This window comes from Variovorax sp. LjRoot175, assembly GCF_964253805.1.
In the GTDB taxonomy this organism is placed as follows: domain Bacteria; phylum Pseudomonadota; class Gammaproteobacteria; order Burkholderiales; family Burkholderiaceae_C; genus Variovorax.
Genome location: NZ_CAXURY020000002.1, coordinates 615,166 through 636,439 on the forward strand (window position 1 = coordinate 615,166; position 21,274 = coordinate 636,439).

A 21,274-nucleotide genomic window follows, 5' to 3' on the forward strand; every position below is an offset into this window, starting at 1 on the left:
TGCATGAGCAAGCCCTTTCTCTCAAACCCAGGGAGCGCAAGCTCTACGTTGACCCGGCTGGTCCACGCCGGCAAGCAACCGCAGTACGACGGTGGGCGTCCTGTGAACCCACCGCTGGTGCGGGCCAGCACCGTGCTGTTTGAAAGCGTGGCGCAGCAACAGGAGTTGCGCATCAGGCGCGACGGCGAGCGCTTGTTCACCTATGGGGCCCGCGGCACGCCTACGGTGTTCGCGCTCGAAGACCTGGTCTGCGAGTTGGAAGGCGGCTGGCGCGCGCGCCTGTTGCCTACCGGTCTGGCGGCCATCGCCATGACGCTGCTGTCCTACCTCAAGCCCGGTGATCATGTCCTCATGTCGGACAGCGTCTACGAGCCGGCTCGCAATCTGGCCGACTCCTTTCTCGCGCGGTACAACATCCGCTGCACTTTTTTCGCGGCCGACGGCAGCGACGTCGAAGAGAAGTTCGAGGCTGGTACGCGAATGATCTACGTCGAATGCCCGGGATCGCTGGTCTACGAAATGTGTGACCTGCCTCGCCTGGCCGCGCTGGCGAAGGCACGCGGCGCGTTGCTGGTGGCAGACAACACCTGGGGCTCGGGCTGCCAATACCGGCCGCTGGCCTTGGGCGCGGACGTGTCCATCATGGCTGCCACAAAATACCTGTCGGGCCACTCTGACGTGATGATGGGCACGGTGGCTACCACGCGCCAGGCCTGGCAGCCAGTGGCGGAACGCTGTGATGCGTTTGGAATGACCGTGAGTCCTGACGATGCCTGGCTGGTGCTGCGAGGCGCGCGTAGTCTGGCCGCCCGCCTGGCCATGCATGAGAGCCACGGTCTTCAGGTGGCGCACTGGCTGCAATCGCGTAGCGAAGTGGGCAGGGTGTTCTGCCCGGCCCTTGCCGGCGATCCGGGCCACGCTCTGTGGCAGCGGGATTGCAAGGGAAGCAACGGCCTGGTTTCTTTCGAACTTCAGCCGGACTACCGTCGTGATGCGGCCGAACGACTTATCGACAGTCTCGTGTTGTTCGGCATTGGCGCGTCCTGGGGCGGCTATGAAAGCCTGGTCGCGCTCGCAGACATGAATCGCGCCCGCAGTGTGGCTGACTGGTCTGGCTGCGGACAGGTGATCCGGCTCCATGTCGGGCTGGAAGATCCGGCTGACCTGATTGCCGACCTGGCGCAGGGATTTGCCGCACTGGCCTCCTGAAGCTTCGACAGCAGTGATGCGCATGTCTGGCGTCCGCGCCCTCACGCACCCCTGGATTGCCGGGACCCGAAGCCTGTGGCCCGGCCTAGCCGCGCCGCTGCTGATCATGCTGGGCGCGACGTTCCTCTCCGAGCATTACGGTGGGCCGCAACTGCTCTACGCGTTGCTGCTCGGACTGGCCTTCCACTTCCTGCATGAGGACGAACGCTGCCGCCCCGGCATCGAGTTCTGCGCCAAATCGCTGTTGCGCATCGGCGTGGCCCTGCTGGGCGCGCGCATCACGCTGTCCCAGATCGGACAGCTGGGCGCCGGACCGCTGGCACTGGCCGTTTTAAGCATTGCCAGCACGATCGTGCTGGGCGCGTGGCTGGCGAGACGGCTGGGCTTGCGGACAGACTTCGGCCTGCTGTGTGGCGCGGCCGTGTCCATCTGCGGCGCGTCGGCCGCGCTTGCCGTGTCGGCGGTGATGCCAAAGTCGCAAGATGGCGAGCGCCACACCTTGGTGGCCGTGGTGGGCGTCACAGGGCTGTCCACCCTCGCCATGGTTGTTTATCCGCTGCTGGCCCAGCAGCTCGGGTTCAGCGACACCAGCGCTGGCATTTTTCTGGGCGGCACCATCCATGACGTTGCCCAAGTGGTGGGCGCGGGGCTGATGCTGTCGCATCCCACCGGAGACGTCGCATTGATCGTCAAGCTGGTCCGCGTCACGCTGCTGGTGCCAGTCGTGGCCGCACTGGCCTTCTACTGGCGGCGCAGCAGTGGGTACACAGCAGCAGGCGCGGGCCGGCGGGCGCCGCTACTGCCATTTTTTTTAGTGGGCTTCGTCGCCCTGGTGCTGGTCAACAGTACAGGCTTCGTTACGCCAGAGGTCACTGACGTGTTAGGTCAGGTCTCGCGCACCTGTCTGGTGGTCGCCATTTCGGCACTGGGCATCAAAACCTCATTGGGGGAACTGGTGAAGCTGGGCTGGCGTCCCATGGCGCTGATGATCGTCGCCACTTTGTGGCTTGCTGCCGTCGTGTTGGCCTATCTGTGGGTATTTAGGCCATGAGTGCCGAACGCAACCACGGCTCTCCGAATCGGATGAGCGCGCCCCTCCGGCCACCACCATCGGACCTACACGGGATCAATCTCGAAACCGTCCAAGTTTCGATTGCGAGCCTCTATCGCATCTCGAATATGACTCGGGCGCAGGAGCCTTCGTAGTGCAGTTCGCTCGGTGACAGTGACGCGGTGCATCTTGGACTTGAGCAGGGTGCGAAACATCGGAATAAGACGAGTCAGGTGGGGAAGAGGGCAGCAGGCCCCGCTGGCAACATCAGTTCCGGACCAATGCGCAACAGCGCCGAATGCTGGTGGCGAACCATCAGGAGAAAAAATCCCGGGCCAGGTACGTTGCGCTGCCGGTCTGACTAGGCAGAGCGAGATCGACTTGCAAGCGGGCGAGGCACTGACCTTGCGCGACGGGATACCCGAACCAGGGCCGCAGGTCAACGCCGGCTCCCTTTCCGCAGGGCGCGAGGGTTGGATCGTCTTCGACGCCACGCCGCTCGGCGTGGCTGCCCCCGCGTTGTTCGTGCAGGCCTGCGAACTGATGACGCAACCCGCCTCGTGCGCCTGCTGAAGGCAGGCGCGAGGAAAAGCTGGGGCACTTCACCAAGCCCAGGTTGCTGCTCCACAACGAACCGGACGCAGGCGCGAATCACTCGCTTCTCGCCATCCCTTGCAGCAACCGACTCAGATCCCTCTTCCCTCTGGCATTGGCGCCGCGCCACGCCTGCCTCGCCGCAGCAATGAATCGCTCTTCCGCGGGGTCGGGTATGTCGGCGGCCAGATCCTCCCTGTCAAGCCATCCGATCTCGACCTCGCAGTGCCGCTCGATCTGCCTGGCGAGCGTGTCGCCGATGGGGCGTGAACTCTTGATCTGGCTCCACATGCTGGGCGACACCTCGATCTTCTGTGCGAAGGCTTGATCAAGTCCCTTGGGATGTGGCGCGCCGCCTGCCTCTTTCCGTCACGCGCGCGGTGGGTACACCAGAGGAACAGACTGTCGCCACGCAGTGGCACAGCACCTTCGCCTTGCCCGTACTGGTGACTGAGACCGGTCGCACGCTTGCCTACACCTACGACACCCAAGGCAACCCCCTCTCGCGAACGATCACTGACACGGCTACCGGCCAAGACCGGCTCTGGCAGTGGACCTACAACCCCCAGGGCCTGCCCGCCACGCAGACCGAGCCCAACGGCGCAGGCACCAGCTACACCTATGACACGCTGGGCAATCTGACCAAGGCCGTGAATGCACTCGGTCACGAGACCCTCTACAGCTACGACACGGCCAACCGCGTCACGAGCAGCACGGCGCCCAACGGCCTGGTCACCACCTACACGTACGACGCCCGAGACCGCCTGCTCAGCCAGACCGTGGGCGGCCAGCAGACCACCACGCTCACCTACAACCCCACGGGCACGATCGCCACGCTCGCGCTGCCTACAGGCCTGGTGCTCAGCTACACCTACGACGCCGCCCACCGCCTGACTGGCTGGAGCAACAACCGAGGGGAGCAGGGCAGCTTCACACTGGACGCGATGGGCAACCGGACGGCCGAGCAGATCAAGGATTCATCCGGCGCAGTGGCCTGGACGACCGCGCGCACCATCAACAACATCAATCGCGTCGCCGCACGGACCGAAGGCTCCAACCAGACGATGGGCTTCGGCTACGACGCCAACGGTGAACTCATCACCGAGACCAACGGCCTGAGCCAGAGCACGCAGTACGGCCTCGATCCTCTGCGCCGGGTCAAGAGCATCACCAACGCCGCGAACGCGACCACCAGCCTGAGCTGGAACGCGCTGGATGCCGTCACTGCCGCGAGCGACTTCAAGGGCTCCACCACGAGCTATGCGCGAGATTCGCTGGGCAACGCCGTCTCCGAGAGCAGCGCGGATGCCGGGGCACGCAGCACGCAGTACGACGCACTGGGCTTGCCGAGCCAGATCGTCGATGCCCTTAGCCAGGCCACCACGATCCAGCGCGATGCCCTGGGCCGGCCCACCAGCCTGGGCTTCGCCGACGGCAAGACCACGATCCTGCGCTACGACCTCACCGGAAGCACCTACAACGCCGGAGCCTCGAACGCGAGCAAGGGCTACCTGTCGGAGATCGAGGATCGCTCGGGCATCACGAGCTTCAGGCGCGATGTGTTCGGCCGCGTGGTCCAGAAGAGCCAGTCGTTTCCCAACGGGCTCACCGGCAGCATCCACTACAGCTACAACGCCGCCGGCTTGCGAGAGAGCATGATCAATCCGGGTGGCTACCCCACCCAGTACTTCTACGACGCCACCGGGCGGCTGGTGCGAATCGACTTCCGGGGCGTGCCGCAGATCACCAACATCACCTGGAACCCGATGGGCCAGCCCACCGGCTGGACCTGGGCCTTCGGCAACAACTTCCTCGGCCAGGTAGCGTCGAACGTCGCCACGACTAGGACGTATGACACTGCCGGGCGGTTGACGCAAGTGACTGCAGGTGGCCAAGCGATCCTGCAGTACACATACGACGCGGCCGGCCGCGTGCAGGCGCTTACGCAGCAGGTTGCGAAGCCCGACAACCCGGCCGATCCGGATACGACGGTGAGCATTGCACCGGTGACCTGGAGCGTCGGCTATGACGCCGTTGGTCGCGTCGTCAGCTTCGACGCACCCGACAACACCGCGAGCTTCACCTACGACGCGAACGGCAACCGCCTGAGCAGCTCGCAGACCGCAGGCGGACAGACCACCAGCCGAACCTATACCGTGCAGACCGGGGGCAACCGCCTGTTGGGCTTCGCGCAGACCAGCGGCGGCGCGAGCACCAGCGTGAGCTACGGCTACAACGCCAATGGCGACCTGACCAACGATGGGCTGCGCACCTTCACCTACGACGCCGAAGGCCGCCTGAGCGCGGTGACCACCGGTGCCAGCGACGAGTCGCCGACGACGCGCTATGCGCATAACGCGCTGGGCCAGCGCGTCTTCAAGACCGAGCCGCTGTACCCGCCGGCGGAAGGCGACGAGAGCGACCAGGGCTTCATGGCTTCATTGATCGCGTTCTTCACCAGCATGTGGAGCCCGACGGTGGTGCCCGCGGAGAACCTGGGCTTCGCATACGCGTACGACGAGGATGGGACGCTGCTGGGCGAGCAGGGCATGGGCGGAGCCAACAGCTCAGGGGTGGCGTTCTACATCTGGATGCCCACTGCCAACGGGCCCATCCCGGTCATGATGCTCACGGAGACCGCGCGGTATGCGGTGCATGCCGACCACCTGAACACGCCTCGGCAGCTGACCGCCTGGGATGGGCCACTTGCCTGGCAGTGGACGTACTCGGCATTCGGGGATGCGCAGCCGACCGTGGCGAGCAGGAAATTCGCCAACGTCGCGCCTGCGCCAGGGGATCTGGAATTCAATCTGCGCTACCCCGGTCAGACCGCCGACAAGGAAAGCGGGCTGTTCTACAACTACTTTCGGAGCTATGACAGCAGGACTGGGCGGTACAGTCAGGCGGATCCTATCGGGCTAGTTGGTGGTTGGAACAGATTCGGGTATGTCGACAGCAATCCGCTCAGTGCGATCGACCCGACCGGGCTAGTTGAAGAGACCTTGCCTTTGCAGATGGGGATTCCATCCCTCACGGCCGCGTGCCTGGCAAATCCTGCCGCCTGTGCTGTGGGCCTTGCTGGCGCAGGTGGTTATGCGGGGGGGACGCTGATCTATCCTCGCATCGAGCCGGCGCTGTCGAGAGCTGTGGATTGGTGCATGAGCAGCAGTCAGCCGAGTGATGCAGATTGCCAAAAGGAATGGCGTGAAGCCGAGAACATTTGCTTCGAGTGGATGCAAGAATTGAGGGGAACGAGCAATGTACGGCGGCGAAAGGAGCTTGAGCGCTTGACCGGCGGATCTATGGGCGCGTGCAAGATGGGCCAAGTTTCTCAAGCATGCGGTGGCACTAGAGTACGGTGGTGATCAATGTCAAAGAGATTTAGTTCGACTCAAGGCTGGTTGGGATTCGCACTTGACCTTGCAAGAAAGAGCAAGTTCGAAGAGGCCCAACATGTGCTCGCCAAGCTAACAGGGCGGCAACTCAGCTCAAGCGACTTACGACTAGCAGCTCAGGTCAATCGCCGATGCGAACGTCTTGATCGCGCCGAGGCTTGTTGGTTGAAAATCGAACAGTGTGGTCAGATGGAGCCTGGCGACTACTACATGCTTGGTTCTCTCCAAATGCAAATGGCGAACCCCGAATCGGCTGCTCAGTGCTTTGAGCGTGAAATTTCTATTGCGGCAAGAACGGGTACTAACTATTACTTGGGCTCTGCCAGTATCAGGCTAGCGGATTTGATGGTGAGGCTCGACCGTCCAGCTCGTGCCAAAGAGGTCTTGGCAACTTTGGAGGACGGGGCGTTCGACTATGTCGATGGGGTTGGGCTCCGGACAAAAGCGGCAATCCTCCAAGAGATCGAAAGCAAGACGGGCGACAGAGATTGACCAGTCTTATCGAGTAGTTACCACTATCGGAGCACTTGCACACAGGAGGTATGAGTCGCCATCCCTCGGGACAAACTGAAGCAGATTCCAGCCTGGTACCTAAGCGAGGTAAACGGGCTTCGGAAACAGCGTGGGAACCGAGCGCCTTTCGTTCGCCGTTGCCCCTGAGTTTCGGCATCTCGAACGGCCGCTTCAGAGCGCAGCGTATGCCCGCTTCAGCCCCAAAGCGGCGGTAGAAGGCATTCTCGAACTGACACGTGTCTGTCGGCATGGTCTCGCGCTTGGCATGACCACAGCTTGGACAGGTCAGCAAAGGACTCCAGGACTACCGGCGGCTACCTCGCTGGCCGTTTCAGGGGCACGACGTTCTTGGCGTTGGCTACCGCCAGTGCTTCCGCGAGCCGTCGACGCAGCGACTCGTTCACCGACGCGAGCTTTCTGTTCTCATCAAGCAGTTCGTCGTTCTGCTTGCGCAGATCACGTATTGCGTCGCGGGCCTCTACGAGCTGGCGATGCTTTGTGTCACGTTGATCTCTGCTTGCCTTTCCGCTCTGCTTCCTGATCTCCTCCGCGATGTCCGGGTACTTGTTGTGAATGAGAGCCGGCGAGACTCCTGCTTCCTTGGCCACTGCGGCGATGCTGACCCTCTTATCGGCTGCAACGACCCGTCGCATAGCCGATCGCAGCTCCTTGCTCGTGTTCTCGCGGCTGCGGGCACGCGGTGCAACCGCAGAAATCGAAGCGCCTTTCACACGCGGCCCTCCACGAGCATCGCACCCAGGTCCGTGAGGACGCTCCTCGCCCTTGCCAGGTCGCGCTCCACACGCTGAACGGCGCCAGGGCCCATCTCGCTAGCGATGCTCTTGAGCTCGCGTTGATGATCGAACATCTCTTGCCAGATCGGAGCGAAGCTCCTGTCGATCACGCTGCTGCCGCATGGGCCGCACTGACTGCGTTCGTACAGACCCTGGCCGCCGCATCCCGTGGCGTGCTGCGACAGGCACCATGAATGCCCGGTGCTCCGTATGGAGACCTTGTCGGCTGTTTCCTTGATGAGCGCCGCGCGGTTGGGGAAGGCATGCGCGCGCATGACGACGATTTTCTTGCCGGCGCCACCGGAGAGAGGCTCCCCGTCGTGAAGCCAAGTCTGCACGACCTCCACCTTGTATTCATAAAACTCGTTGAGGCACTCGTCGTACAGCGTCTCGTCCTGCATCGGGTTGGCAGCGTAGAGCTGGCTCATCTCGATGCTGGAGTGCTTGAACTGCTCTCTGAGGAGCAAGAGGTTGCCGAGCTTGTGACGCACGAACGTCCACGCATACGTGCGCCGTAGCTGGTGGGGTGCCAAGTTCCATCTGACTCCGGCACGCGCAGAGAAGCGCTTGAGGTACGTACCCCAGGTGCGACCCGAGATGGTTTGCACTCCGGCCCCAGAGAGGAACAGACGATTCCGGTTCTTCCGCAGCGCGTGGATGCGTCGAGCCCGCTGGGCAAGTCCCTTCGCACGCGTGTCGGACTCCAGGGCGGCCAACTCGATGGCCAAGCGGCGTCGATGGGGTTCTGACCAGCGCTCCAGGATGCGCAGCACTTCGAGGCCCATCGAAGCAACCAGGTACTCGACTTGGCCCTTCTTTGTCTTGTGCTCGACGGACTTGATCCAGTTGTAGACGAAGCCGTCCTTCACCTCAGTCCGACCGGCGCCCACGTCTATCCCGACAAGCTCCTCGCAGCGCATGCCGGTAAGGATGCCAAGCAGGAAGAAGCACGCATCACGGACGAGCATCAGCGACGGGTCCCGTAGCGGAGAGCGCATGCCGGCATCGCGCTCGTCGAGCAGCCTGTTGGCGCCTTCCAGGATGGCCTCGGCAGACGTGAACAGCGTTGCGACGACCGGCGGCGGGATGAGCGGCGTCCTGGCGTCGCGAACAGCCTTGGCCCTTGCGGCGCCAACGTACCCCGCCGTTTCCTGGGCTGCGGAGTCGCCCCATGGTTCGAAGCGCAAGCCATCGGGATGCTGATCGCCAAAGACGTACAAGAGCTCGACGCAGAGCAGATTCCGCGTCAGCGCGCTCTTTCCAACGCCTCCCGACCGCTTTCTGCTGTGCACGTAGTTGGCGACGTGCAGAGGTCTGACCTCTCCCAGAGACCTGATGCCGCTGTCGTGCAGGTATCGAAAGAATGCAGCCAGTTCGAAGAACGCACCGCGGAGCGTGATTGCGTTCGGCCTCGTGGAACCAGGTCGCCCGACCATCCAGTACCGGTATAGAACGGCTTTGGCGACGTCACGGAACTCAGTGTGCATGCGCGTCCAGTCGATGAATTCCTCCGATTGGGCGCGGTTGGATTGATCAAGGAACGGCCAAAGATGCCACGTATCGTCACCGTAGCGACTCACAACCAAGCGCTCGCCGGTGTCGGTCGTGATCGCGCTGATCACGATCTCCGCCTGCTCGCGTTGCTTGAGATCGGCGGCGCTCAGTGGCTGCTCAGCGAGGAGAGAGTAGTCCTTAGTGGCCATTCGCCATGAGCCCTCCATGAGCCTGCATTTGGTAGTTCTTCCAGAACTTGTGTGGGCGCGACCTGGCTTGTTGCTTCGCGTCTTCGACGAGGCGTTTGTCGAAGTTGCTGAGGGTGAAGGCGTCGATCTGCGCCATGATCCAGGCGAAGTGGTCAGCCCACTCGCGCGATGCAATGCGCGTTCGCTCTGCGGCAAGGAACCAGTAGAAGCTGAACAGCCGGTGCAGATCTTCCACTGATCCGACCAGCGCGTACGACCTACAACCGAAACAGCTGATGAAGTCTGCGCAATGGTTGCTGCCGTCCTTTGGCGCCATGTCGCCGAACAAGCTGTCCTTGCAGGCACCCACGGGAGTCTTCTCAAGGCCGATTGGAATCGCCTTTCGGCGCTTTTGGGAGGTAGCGCCCGAGCGGTACATGTCCGGCAAGGCCTCGCCGACGATGGTGGCGTTCTGCCGCATGTCCGGCGTGACTTGCAGGTAGCTCTGCTCGGCGACCCGCGGATCGTGGCCCATGATCAGCGACACGGTGAACAGATCGCCATTGCTCAGGCGCCATAACCGGTTTTCCATCGTCTTGCGCAGACGAGACAAGTTCAGTCGCAATCGACGGCCTTCGTCGTCGTGCAGGCTGTGCCGGGCGACGAGATTTGCAATTCCAACCGCTAAAGATGCGCCATGGAGCGCGCGGACTTGGCCGGCGTGATGTGGCGCATTGCGGTCGATCCGGAAGAGCCACACTCGATCCCTGTGCTGAGGCGATGCTTCCGCCAGCAGGGGTTGCGTTTGTGCCAGGACCTTTTCGAAGAGTGCCACGCCGTCCATGGGCACAGACATCGGAGCCTCGTCCACGCGGGTGGCGTTGAGTGCCTTCTTGGCTGTGGAGTTACCTCGGCGCTTGACGCTTCGAAGAAGTCGCATGTTCGGCATGAACGGGTGGGGGCCCAGGGCGTCGCGGCGCAGTTCCAACATGGGAGTCGTGTTCATTCCGGTTCGCAGACCAAGGGCCAACACGTACACCGTCAGGCCGTCGCGCTCTGATCCGGTGAAGTGCCCTTGGTGAAGGGAGATGATGTCCTTTCGAAGTGCTTCCGCGAGACGTGATCGTTCTCCTGGCGATAGGGCGCGTTCCCCTTGCTCTCCGGTTTTCGACTGTGGGAAGGGATTGCGGCGGAAGACGCTTGCGTCGCGCGTGATCACGCCGCGGTGGCGCATGCCTACGAGCACAGACTTGACGAAGGTGTATCGATTCCGCCTGGTCACGTCAGACCACCCAGTACGCCCCTTCAGCCATTCGACGAACTGATCGATATGGCGCTGGCTCAAGGTCGCCGGTGTGGCGGCGCTTTGCGTTGACGTCAGGAACTCGAAGAACGTTGGCAGGCCCTGGCGGCCATAGGCAACGATCGATGCCGGCGTTTGCAAGCCACTGATAATGAAGGCTCTGAGCTGACCAGCAGATGCCCAGACCCACTCATCGATGCCTCGGCCAAGCCACTCGTCAAGTTGAACATCTTTGCCGTTGTATGGATTCTCACCAACGTACACGATGGCGCGGGACTCATCATCGTGCGTCGGCTTTGTTGCCACCACGATCGCCGGCGGCGCCGCGAAGTTCTTCTGCTTGGACGCCATCGCTATGCCGCTCGCCGGTAGAAGAGATCGTCGAGTTCGTCTTCGTGTTGCAGGACCAACTGCCCGTCGAGCTGGTTGATCAGCTTGAGGTACACCTTCGTCGTCAGTACCGAGCTGTGACCCAGACGATCCATGATGTAGAGGAGCGGCTCGCCCTCGAATGTCTTGCTGTTCTTCAGACTGCGAAGCCTGTAGGTCGCATATGTGTGCCGGCACATGTGCGGAGTGACGTGGAAGCCGACGTTTCGCTTGAGCCGGTCGAAGATAGAGGTAAGGGCCGAGTCTCCGTAGGGGCACCCAGCCTCGGTCAGGAAGAGCGTCTTGAACTTGATGCCGCCGGCATGGTTTGCCTCCCGGGCAGGCCGCTGTCGGACGCTCCACCACCACAAGTCCTCCATGAGGGAGTACGGGATCTCGATGGTCCGCGGCTTGTCTCCCTTGATCTTCATGCCTGCGGGGTCGAGATCAATCATGACCATCTGGCCAGCGACCAAGTCACGGCGGCGGGCCGGATCGAACACGTAGCTCTCGGGGAAGGTGCGCACCTCCTCTTGCCGAAGGCCCGACCGCGTCATCACCTCGAACATCAGGCGGTGCGTCGGATTCGTGAGAGCGCCGAGGCATACCTTGATCTGTTCCTTGGTGATGAGCTTGATGACGGGTTTTTGTTCACGTAGCAGCACATCAGCGGAGATGGTCTCGCTGGCGCCTGCGTCGAGATGCGCGAAGAAGGTGGCATCGTGGGACGTGTGAACAACGACCTCATCGAACGGCACTGCGTCGACGAGTTGGTTCTTGAGTGCCCAACGGTAGAACCGTAGCGCCAGGCGAACGCGGCCGTTAATCGTCTTGGTATCGAGGTCGAGCGTGCCCTTCGACCACTCGATGTAACGCTCCAGGGGACCAGGTAGACCGCTTGACGGACGGACCTTCCAGTCGATGTTGTTGGCGTAGATGAACGCGAAATAGTCGTAGATGTCTCGGCCGTATTTTTCCCAGGTCTTCTTGGAGGCGATTCGGCCAGCCCTTCCGAGCAGATGCCATAGGTAGGTCTGTGCCGGCTCCATTGCGTCGCCATCGTCGTCCAACAGCAGCGGGAACCCAGCGAAGCTGCGCCCCTGCAGAACGAGGTCGTCCGTCGCGAGGAGGAACCTCATAGCTGCCGTTCTCTGAGCATGGAGACAGCAGCCTTGAAGTCGACGCCTGCCAAGTGCATCACCAGATCGATGGCGCCGCCGCCGCCGACGTTCTTACGTGTATTCCAGAACCTTGGACCGGTCACCAGCAACTCCAGATCCTGACCAAGAACCGTCGCGTGCCATCGCGCCGTGTTCGGCGTCTTGATAGGGACGAACGTAGGGTCTTGCTTCGCGTAGTCCGCGAAGGCTCGCAGCACGAGCACGGCATCAAGTGATCGCCATCGCTCGAGCGAAGAGTTATCCACAGCAGCCATCCTCCCCCGGACCCCCTCCTGCTACTCGCCTTTGACAAGGCGTAATTCAAAAAACCGGGGATGCTACCAGAGGGCTTGAGAGGTGGTAACGCTTCGCGGTGCGGATAACAGTCGGTCGATAACCGACAGGTCGACGTTTCGAAATCGTCAGGGGCTACCAGTCTCGTGGTGCGCGTAGCTCAATGGCAGAGCTGCGGGTTGTGGTCCCGCTGACGACGGTTCGATTCCGTTCGTGCACCCCATATCCGACCTCTCCATGGCGGAATCGGCAGACGCCAGCCTCAAACCCTGGAGCCTTCGGGCACTGTCCGTTCGAATCGGACTGGAGAGACCAACACCGTCGCGTAGCTCAGTCGGCCCGAGCGCTCGCCTCATAAGCGAGAGGACGGCGGTTCGAGTCCGCCCATGACAACCATTTCATGCGGGCATAGCTCAGCGGCAGAGCAGCCGGCTTTTAACCGGCAGGTCGAGATTTCGAAACTCTCTGCCCGCACCACTCACCTCAGCGTGCCCGTAGCTCAGCGGACAGAGCGCTGCCCTCCGAAGGCAGAGGTCGGAGATTCGACTTCTCCCGGGCGCACCACCGAAGACTTCCTCGACCTCGCGGCGCTGGCCGCCCAAAGGGGGCGAATGTCGGAAGGACGAAGGGGTGATCGACGAGATCCCCGGGCATCGAGCACACCCTGAAGCAGGTGCTCTGCGTCAAGGGCTGACCGCCGCACTCCGCGGCGGTCTCGACTCAACGGAACCATCGCCGCGAAAGGAGGCGACATGAATGCACACGTTCTGCAACTCGACATCCAGGGAACACCGCAGGCTTGGATCTCGCTGGAGCAGGCCGCGCTGCACTACGCCAGTGCGTCTGTGGCATGGGAGGACGGCGGGCTGCCGCTGGCAACGCTGCGCGGCGGCTTCAACGTTGCGCGCGGCGTTCAGTCGCGGATCGAGGTGGCGCCGATCATCGCGCTGCGCGGCGCGTCGAAGATCAACCTGTTCGACGTCGTACCGGGCCTGAGCAAGAGCAAGCTGTTGCGCCGCGACCGGCACACCTGCGCCTATTGCGCCGGTGTCTTCCGGGAGCGGGATCTGCAGTGCGAGCATGTCATGCCGCAATCGCGCGGCGGGCTCTGGTCATGGACCAACCTGGTGGCCGCCTGCGGAGTGTGCAACAACCGCAAGGCTGCGCGCACGCCGGAGGAGGCGGATATGCCGCTGGTCTATCTGCCCTACGTGCCGAGCCGCTTCGAAGACTTTCTGCTCGAGGGCAGGAACATCCGGGCGGATGTGCACGAGTGGCTGGCGAGGCGGCTGCCGAAGGGGTCGCGGCTCCATTGAGTTCGGGCCTTCTTCTCGTCAGGTACGGCCAGATCAGAAGAGCTCCCCGAGGGGCGTTCCACAGCGACAAGGCCAGCATCTTCCGTTCGACGCAAGTCTCTACCGACTTCGGCCGCGGCACCACGCAATACGGCCGCGCGCTGTTCGAGCTGAACATCGACATCTGGTGCGCCAACTCGAGCCAGGCCAAGGGCCGTGCGGAGCGCACCAACCTGACCTTGCAGGATCGCCTGGTGAAGGAGCTGCGCCTGCGCGAGTTCAACACGCGCGAGGCGGCCAACGCCTTTGCGCCGCATTTCATCGCCGACTTCAACACCTTTGCGAAGCCACTCAAGCGGGACTTTGATGCCCATCGAGCGGTGCGCGCTGATGAAAATCTGGATCTGATCTTCACCTGGCGGCTGCAGCGCAAGGTGTCACTGTCGCTCACGCTGCAGCACGAGTGGGCAATCCGAAGTCGCATCCCTCTCGTCCCTTCTCGCCTCGAATTTGCTTCGAGATCGCCCCTCGATTTGGGTAGATCGTTCGTGCTAGACCGTCTTGAGAATGGTCGGCGGATAGTGCCCTTCCTAGACTGCGTCGACTGGGGATGAGGCACGTCCCCAGGTTAGGCCATTTCGGTGTGGCCGGCCACCTCCTTATGCAGAGGGCTCGACGCGGTGCAGAACTAACATGAAAGTTCGCAACTCTTCCGATGGTGTCGACGATGCGCCGCACAGCCTGTCGCTGCGGCCGCTGGCCGTGGCACTGCTGTACCTGGGTCTCACGCCGACCGTGGCGCAGACGCTGCCAACCGGCTTCAGCGCCATCGCGGGCGGCTTGAGCGTCGCCCAGCCGAACGCTGCCACGATGAACATTCACCAAAGCACTGCCCGAGGCATCGCGCAATGGAGCACCTTTTCCATCGGCGCCGGCGCGACGGTCAACGTCGTGCAGCCGGGGGTGAGCAGCGTCCTGCTCAATCGCGTGGTGGGCAACGAGCTGTCGACCATCGCGGGCAGCCTGCGGGCCAATGGGCAGGTGTTCCTCGTCAATCCGAACGGCGTGCTTTTCAGCAAGGGATCGTCGGTCACCGTCGGCGGCTTGGTGGCGTCGACGCTGGACATCTCGAACGCCAACTTCATGGCGGGCAAACAGCTCGTGTTCGAGCGCATGGACGCCAACCAGGCCACGGTCGTGAATGCGGGCAGCATCACCGCGAGCGAGGGGGGCACCGTGGCGCTGGTCGGCGCGCAGGTTCGCAACGAGGGCTCGATCGATGTCGCGCGCGGCTCGATCGGCCTGCTGTCGGGCCGCAAGGTCACGATGGATTTCGATGGCGACGGGCTGACCACCTTCCGCGTCGCGGCCGATGCGCTCGGCAGCGCGGCCTCGGTCGAGAACGCGGCGACGGGCCAACTCACCGCCGACGGCGGGCGCGTGGTGATGGTGGCCGATGCGGCGTCGATCGGCGCGCGCGTGGTCAATCAGCAGGGCACGGTGCGCGCGCGTTCGCTGTCGCAGCGCAACGGCGAGATCGTGCTGGGGGGCGGATCGGCCAACGACGTGCATGTCACGGGTGTGCTCGACGCCACCGGCCCGTCGGCCGGGCAGCGTGGTGGCGGCATCGACATTGCCGCGCAGCGCGTGCTGCTTGATGGCGCCACGCTCGACGCCAGCGGCGCCGCGGGCGGCGGCGACATCAAGATCCACGCGACCGACATGGGCGCCGTCGTCGGCGCTTCGGTGCTGCGCAGCGATGCGACGCAGGAAGGCGATGGAGGACGCATCGTCGCGTTCGGCGACGTCGGCCTGCGGGCATGGGGCCAGTTCTCGGCGCGCGGCGCGGGCGCTTCGGGCGCGGGTGGATTCATCGAAACCTCGGGTGGAGCGTTGGACCTGGCCAACGTGAGCATCGACGCCGGCGCAGCCTCGGGAATCGCGGGCCGGTGGCTGATCGACCCGTTCGACATCGTGGTCCTCCACACGCCCGATGGCGGGCCGCCGGCATCGGAGCTGGAGTTTCCCTTCTCGGCCCCCGGGCCCCTGCAATCGGCCGTCTACGACTCGACCATCAACACCGCCCTCCAGGGCGCCAGCGTGACCATCGACACCGGCAAGCAGGCCGCCGGCACGGCCACGGACGGCCAGATCAGCTTCTTCGACAACGTTGCCATCAACTACACGGGTACCGAAGCGCGCACGCTCACCTTCAACGCAGCGCGCGACATCACCTCATCGCCCGCGGCCCCGCCGCAGATCCAGGCGCTCAACGGGCCGCTCAGCGTCAACCTGAACGCCGGCGTGGGCTCGGGCCTGGGCGGCTCGATCCTGTTCTACGGCAGCATCGACACCAAGGGCGGCAATGTTTCCATCAACGCGCCGGCTGCCACCGCTGCCTTCAACAGCAAGGTGGCGGCCACCACGACCACCGGTGCCAACCTGACGGGCGGAAACGTCGCGACCCATGGCGGCAACGTCAGCATCGTCGGCCAGGCCCGGGCGCGGGAGTTTGACCCGGGCGTGGTGGTCGGGGTCGCTGCATTCGTCGTCGACCCCAATCCCCCCGCCGGCACGCGTTTCGGCGTCGAGCTCAATAACTACAGCATCGATGCCGGCAGCGGGAACATCTCGGTGCGCGGACAGGGCTTGGCGGCCGAGGGTGCCTTTCCCACCGGCGAACCGACAACCGGCGGCGTGATCCTGCGCAATGGCGCGCAGCTCGTCACCGCCAGCGGCAACATCGAGGTGTCGGGCTCGACCAATGCCGTCAACGCGCAGAGCGGCCTGATCATCACGGTCGCCGCCGTAGAGGGGCCAGAGTCCGGCATCAGCACCGGGTCCGGCAACGTGACGCTGCGCGCGCTTGCGCCGGCAACGGTCGATGCCATCGACATCGGCGGGTCCGTCAGCAGCAAGAGCGGAATGATCAATTTGCGTGCGGGTTCGGTCACCACGGGCGGCGGCACCTCGGACGCCAACGCGCAAGCGATCACGCTGGGCGGCGCGGGCAACGGCTTCGTCGTCGATGCAATCGAGTTCGATCTTCTGTCTGCTCCGGTGGTGAGTGTCGGCGCTGGCGCCTTCAGCGGCTTCACCGGCAACATCGCTCTGGCCGGGCAGGTCAATTTGCCGGACCGCGTCACGCTCGAGACCCAAGGCGGGTCGATCTTCCTCGGCGCACCTGTCGTGGCGGGCTCGCTCGCGCTGCTCGCGGGCGGCAGCATCACGCAGACGGCGGCCATCACCGCCGACAGCGTCATGGCCAGCAGCGCCAACGGCAGCGTGCGGCTACTGAATGCGAACAACCAGGTCGGCACGCTGGCCGGTTTCGCGAGTAAGGGTGCCTTTGAATTCCTCAACACCGGCGCGCTGACCGTCGGAACGGTCCCGTTCCAGTCTGCCGCGGGGACGCCGGCCTTCGGCATCGGGGTCCAGGCCGTCGACGTCGGCCTGGCGTCCTCGGGCAATCTCACGATTGCGAACAACGTGTTCGCGGCCGAAAGCCTCGGCCTGCTGAGCGCCGGCAGCATTGCGATCGGTGCGGACATCGGCGGCGCCGACGTGCGGCTGGCCGGCGTCAACGGAATCGCGCAGAGTTCCGGCGGCATCGGCGCGACGAGTCTGGTCGCGATCGCACCGGGAGGCGATGTGAGCCTCACTTCGGCCGAGAACAAGGTCGGCACGCTCGCAGGGCGAGCCGCGGGGCGTTTCGACTTCCTCGACGCCGACGGCCTGATCGTCGGCAACATTCCTGTCGTTCCGCCGCCGCCGCAGGACGAACTTCCCGTCTTCGGCACCTTCCCACCTGCTCCCACGCTCGCTTCTGCCCTGCAACAGGTGATCGGCGCGAACGGCGTCACGGCCAACGCAGCGCGCGTGCGGAGCGTGAACGGCGACCTGACCATCGCGTCCGGCATCGCCGCCGGCCAGGGCGCCCTGCTGCAAGCCGGCGGGGCCGGCAGCCTGGTCCTGCACGCCGGCGTGCAGGCCAAGGACATGGCACTGCTGGCCGGGGGCAGCGTGCTGCAGTCGGGGCCGGGCGCGGTCGCGGCGACCCAGCTGTTCGCGAGCGGACAAGGTGGCAACGTGACGCTGCTCAACGCGGGCAACCTAGTGGACACCATCGCGGGAAGCGCCGGCAACGGCTTCGACTACGCGCAGGCCGGCGCGCTGAAGATCGGCAACTTCGCCGGCACCGATGCCTTGCAGCCGGTGACCGGCAGCGGCATCAGCGGCCCCAACGTGCGCGTCGAGACGCAGGGCGCCGACCTCACGGTCGAGGCGCCCGTCATCGCAACCGGCAACGCGATCCTGCAAACGCTGGGCGCCGGCAATCTACAGCTTGCGGGCGCGCTGAGCGCGAACAACCTCGTGCTCGGCGCCGCCGGCAGCATCACGCAGATCGTCGGGGTCGGCGGCGCGCCCAAGCCCGGCACTGCCCAGCTCCAGGCGCCGGGCGACACGTCGCCGCTGACCGCCTCCAGTCTGCTGGCGGTCTCGAGCACGGGCGACGTGTCGCTGGTCAATCCGAACAACCGCGTCGGCACCATCGCGGGCAGCGCACCCGGCCGCTTCGACTATGCCGACGCCGATGCGCTGACCGTGGGCACCGTGACGGTCTCCGACCGGCAGCAGACGCTGTCCGCCACCGGCATCACGGCGAACACAGTGCGCGTGCGCACCTTCACCGAGGACCTCACGCTGGCGGCCGGAGTGACGTCCACCGAGGCCGACCTGATCGCCGGCGCGCGGTTCCAGAATCCAGCGCGTGCGGGTGCTCCGGGCAGCGGCACCTGGCGAATCTGGGCCGACACCTGGGTGGGCGAGAACCGTGGCGGGCTGGTCGGCTCAGGTCCCTTTCCCAACTACTACAACTGCAGCTATGGCGGTCCGTGCGGCGTCACCGTCCTGCCCGGCAATCACTTCATCTACGTGCGGCAACCCACGCTCACAGTGGCGATCGGCAGCGCGACTCGTCGCGCGGCCTTCCCCAATCCGACGGTCGGCTTCAGGATCGTCGACGGACTGATCCTCGGCGATACGGGCATCGGCATCACCGGCGCGGTCGACCCGCTCCCGAACACCTCGAGTCTGTCCGGCACGTACAACGTCGGCGGCCGCTTCGCCTCTGCCGAGGGCTACGCCATTGACGTGGTGCCGGGCCGCTTCGTCGTGGAAGACTTCCCGCTGTTCAAGCTGCCTGACGTGGTGCGCGACACGCCCACCACCTGGCTCTATGACCGGAATATCGGCCGGGCGCCGATCTGCCTGGCGACCGGCCCGCTGGAAGGCGACCGCGCACAGCAGGGCGCCGACGTGCTCGCGCGCGAGTGGTCACGCGTGCGCTCGCGGCCGAATTTGACGAGCTGCGTCGATATGGAGAAGCGCAACGGCTGCGCGGATTTCTGACGCCACAGCCATGGCTGACCTCCAGTTCCTCATCAAGAGCGATTCGCCGGCCAGCGCCGATTTGATGTTCTGGCGCGTCATCGGGCATGAGGCGCTGGCCCGGCCTTCGATGTACGAACTCACGGTTCTCTCCAAGAACAGGGCGATCGCCGCGGGGGACATCCTAGGCCGGGCGTTCGACGTCACCATGGAGTTCGAGGATGCGGACGGCGGCAAGCACGAACGGCATTGCCACGGGCATGCGGTGCGCTTCACGCGCGCGACGCAGGTCGGTCGCTTCTTCGAGTACCGCATCGTTCTGCGGTCGTGGTTCTGGCTGCTGACCAAGCGCAGCAACTCCCGCATCCTGCAGGAAATGCCTGTGCTCGAGGTCCTTGATGCGGTGTTCGAGGACAGTCCGATCAAGCGCTTCAAGAAGACCAAATCGGACAACGTGATCGGGACGCATGCGCCACACCGCTACTGCGTGCAGTACCAGGAGAGCGACTACTGCTTCCTCTCGCGCCTGATGGAGGAGGAGGGCATCTACTACTGGTTCGACGCCCACGAGAGCCCCGGCACCATGCACCTGTCGGACACGAGCGACATGGCACATGAGAAGCTGCCGGTGACCGACACTTTGACCTTCGCTGCCGAGTCCGGGGGCGAGGCGCGCTTCAACGAGATCGCGCGCTGGGTCAGCATGCATCAGTTCGATACCGGCAAGTTCGCCTCGCGCGACAGCGATTTCAAGGCCATCACCAAGCAACTCAGCGCCGACAAGGGCGATCCCGACACGCATGAGCTCGCAGACCTCGAGACCTTCGAATTTCCGGGCGGCTACTACGACGGCGACGACACCGACAACATCGCACAGGTGCGGCTGGACGAACTGGTCGGCCGTCGCCATCGTCACTGGGCCCTGACCGGCTGGCCTGACGTCGCGGCCGGACGAAGCTTCAAATTCGAAGGCGACCCCGACGGAACGCGCGACGGCGACTACATCATCGCGGCTTGCACATTCGTGGTCAGCCACCCCGGCTATGAGAGCCTGGACATGGTCGAGCCCGAGCGCTCGGTGGGCAGCGTGCTGCAGGAAGCATTGAATGATGATCCCGTCAATGCCGATTCGCGCACGGTGCTGGAGGATCTGATCGCCGGCACCCCGACGCTGCGCCTTGGACCGCGTGGGACAAGCGCGTTTCTGCTGACCGTCATGCCGTCGGACATGCCGTGGCGACCGCCACGGTTGACGGCGCGCAGGACCATGCCCGGTCCCCAGACGGCGATCGTGGTCGGAAAGCAGGGCGAGGAAATCTGGACTGAGAAGCACGGCCGCGTGAAGGTCCAGTTTCACTGGGACCGGTATGGCAAGCACGACGAGAACAGCTCCTGCTGGATCCGGGTGTCCCAGCCGTGGGCAGGTAAAGGCTGGGGCTCGGTCAGCATCCCGCGCATCGGGCAAGAGGTCATTGTCGATTTTCTGGAAGGCGATCCGGACCGGCCGATCATTGTCGGAAAGGTCTACAACGGCGACAACATGCCGCCCTATTCATTGCCGGGCGACTGTGTCGTGAGTGGGTTGAAGACCAACACGCACAAGGGCAAGGGTTACAACGAGATGTCGATGAACGACACGGCAGGCAAGGAGAAGATCACCATTCATGGTCAGTACGACATGAATACGACGGTTCAGCATGACCAGACGACCACAGTCAAGAACAATCGCACGGACCATGTAATTGTCGACGATGCCTTGAACGTCGATGCGAACCGCACCATGCACGTCAAGGGCAAGCTGTCCGAGACGATCGACACCGGGCAAGAGATCACGGTCAGCGCAGGCTACAAGGAAACGATCACGGGCGGCGCCACAAGCACGATCAGCGGCGGCCTGACCAGCACGGTGAACGGCAAGTCGGACACCACGATCACGGCCGGCAAGAAGCTGACCGTGACGGCTGGCTTCGACGAAACAGTAACTGGCGAACGCAAGATGACCGTTACCGGGCCCATCAAGCAAAGCGCCAGCGCCACGCTCGACATTCACGCGAGCGCGGCAGGTACCTACACCTCCGAAGCATCGCTCAAGTTCGCGGTGGCGGGATCCGTCATCGAAATCACGCCAAGCGCCATCACCATCAGCTCGGCCGGCTCGACCATCAAGGTAGATGCCGCAGGAGTCGCGATCAGCGGGCCGAAGATCTCGCTCAACGGCTAGTGC

14 protein-coding genes, 5 tRNA genes and 1 pseudogene are annotated in these 21,274 nt (G+C 64.0%); 14 read left to right on the forward strand and 6 right to left on the reverse strand.

Features of this window, described 5'->3' with window-relative positions; all coding sequences use genetic code 11:
* The first annotated feature begins 3 nt into the window (after positions 1–3).
* From metC to ACSQ89_RS32985, 3 genes are all read left to right on the forward strand, one after another.
* Positions 4–1,209, forward strand: a complete 1,206-nt coding sequence (metC, locus tag ACSQ89_RS32975; RefSeq protein ID WP_436295529.1) for a cystathionine beta-lyase — start codon at positions 4–6, stop codon at positions 1,207–1,209.
* A 22-nt stretch (positions 1,210–1,231) separates the two neighbouring features.
* A complete protein-coding gene (locus ACSQ89_RS32980; protein ID WP_436295530.1) occupies positions 1,232–2,260 on the forward strand; it encodes a YeiH family protein in 1,029 nt (342 codons plus the stop codon).
* A 381-nt stretch (positions 2,261–2,641) separates the two neighbouring features.
* Positions 2,642–2,833: a hypothetical protein gene (locus ACSQ89_RS32985; RefSeq protein ID WP_436296865.1), complete on the forward strand. Its 192-nt coding sequence runs from the start codon at positions 2,642–2,644 to the stop codon at positions 2,831–2,833.
* Between the two features lie 78 nt (positions 2,834–2,911).
* Here ACSQ89_RS32985 and ACSQ89_RS32990 read toward each other — a convergent pair whose 3' ends face one another.
* Complete coding sequence (locus ACSQ89_RS32990; RefSeq protein ID WP_436295533.1) at positions 2,912–3,145, reverse strand: hypothetical protein; 234 nt, start codon at positions 3,143–3,145, stop codon at positions 2,912–2,914.
* 155 nt (positions 3,146–3,300) lie between these two features.
* On the opposite strand from ACSQ89_RS32990, the gene ACSQ89_RS32995 reads away from it, so the two are divergent.
* Positions 3,301–6,219: an RHS repeat-associated core domain-containing protein gene (locus ACSQ89_RS32995; protein WP_436296866.1), complete on the forward strand. Its 2,919-nt coding sequence runs from the start codon at positions 3,301–3,303 to the stop codon at positions 6,217–6,219.
* A 3-nt stretch (positions 6,220–6,222) separates the two neighbouring features.
* A complete protein-coding gene (locus tag ACSQ89_RS33000; RefSeq protein ID WP_436295535.1) occupies positions 6,223–6,741 on the forward strand; it encodes a hypothetical protein in 519 nt (172 codons plus the stop codon).
* 335 nt (positions 6,742–7,076) lie between these two features.
* Here the strand turns inward: ACSQ89_RS33000 and ACSQ89_RS33005 are convergent, their stop codons facing one another.
* From ACSQ89_RS33005 to ACSQ89_RS33025, 5 genes are all read right to left on the reverse strand, one after another.
* A complete protein-coding gene (locus ACSQ89_RS33005; protein WP_436296867.1) occupies positions 7,077–7,415 on the reverse strand; it encodes a TetR family transcriptional regulator in 339 nt (112 codons plus the stop codon).
* Positions 7,416–7,489: 74 nt separating this feature from the next.
* A complete protein-coding gene (locus ACSQ89_RS33010) occupies positions 7,490–9,259 on the reverse strand; it encodes a tyrosine-type recombinase/integrase (RefSeq protein WP_436295772.1) in 1,770 nt (589 codons plus the stop codon).
* Positions 9,249–10,892, reverse strand: coding sequence for a hypothetical protein (locus ACSQ89_RS33015; RefSeq protein ID WP_436295771.1), 1,644 nt, complete (start codon positions 10,890–10,892; stop codon positions 9,249–9,251). Before ACSQ89_RS33015 ends, ACSQ89_RS33010 begins: the two co-directional genes overlap by 11 nt.
* A 2-nt stretch (positions 10,893–10,894) precedes the next feature.
* Complete coding sequence (locus tag ACSQ89_RS33020; protein ID WP_436295770.1) at positions 10,895–12,049, reverse strand: tyrosine-type recombinase/integrase; 1,155 nt, start codon at positions 12,047–12,049, stop codon at positions 10,895–10,897.
* On the reverse strand, positions 12,046–12,345 hold the full coding sequence (locus tag ACSQ89_RS33025) for a hypothetical protein (RefSeq protein WP_436295769.1): 300 nt from the start codon (positions 12,343–12,345) through the stop codon (positions 12,046–12,048). The genes ACSQ89_RS33020 and ACSQ89_RS33025 overlap by 4 nt, the downstream gene beginning before the upstream one ends.
* A gap of 168 nt (positions 12,346–12,513) precedes the next feature.
* On the opposite strand from ACSQ89_RS33025, the gene ACSQ89_RS33030 reads away from it, so the two are divergent.
* From ACSQ89_RS33030 to ACSQ89_RS33070, 9 genes and pseudogenes are all read left to right on the forward strand, one after another.
* Positions 12,514–12,587: transfer RNA gene (locus ACSQ89_RS33030), tRNA-His, on the forward strand.
* A gap of 8 nt (positions 12,588–12,595) precedes the next feature.
* Positions 12,596–12,679: transfer RNA gene (locus ACSQ89_RS33035), tRNA-Leu, on the forward strand.
* 4 nt (positions 12,680–12,683) lie between these two features.
* Positions 12,684–12,760: transfer RNA gene (locus tag ACSQ89_RS33040), tRNA-Met, on the forward strand.
* 6 nt (positions 12,761–12,766) lie between these two features.
* A tRNA-Lys gene (locus tag ACSQ89_RS33045) sits at positions 12,767–12,841 on the forward strand.
* Between the two features lie 11 nt (positions 12,842–12,852).
* Positions 12,853–12,928 (forward strand) — tRNA-Arg (locus ACSQ89_RS33050).
* A 188-nt stretch (positions 12,929–13,116) separates the two neighbouring features.
* On the forward strand, positions 13,117–13,680 hold the full coding sequence (locus ACSQ89_RS33055) for an HNH endonuclease (protein WP_436295768.1): 564 nt from the start codon (positions 13,117–13,119) through the stop codon (positions 13,678–13,680).
* Positions 13,681–13,733: 53 nt separating this feature from the next.
* Positions 13,734–14,132: pseudogene (locus tag ACSQ89_RS33060) on the forward strand (ISNCY family transposase); the annotation flags it as partial.
* Positions 14,133–14,352: 220 nt separating this feature from the next.
* Positions 14,353–19,071, forward strand: coding sequence for a beta strand repeat-containing protein (locus ACSQ89_RS33065; protein WP_436295767.1), 4,719 nt, complete (start codon positions 14,353–14,355; stop codon positions 19,069–19,071).
* Positions 19,072–19,081: 10 nt separating this feature from the next.
* Positions 19,082–21,271, forward strand: coding sequence for a type VI secretion system Vgr family protein (locus ACSQ89_RS33070; RefSeq protein ID WP_093110292.1), 2,190 nt, complete (start codon positions 19,082–19,084; stop codon positions 21,269–21,271).
* Positions 21,272–21,274: the final 3 nt, after the last annotated feature.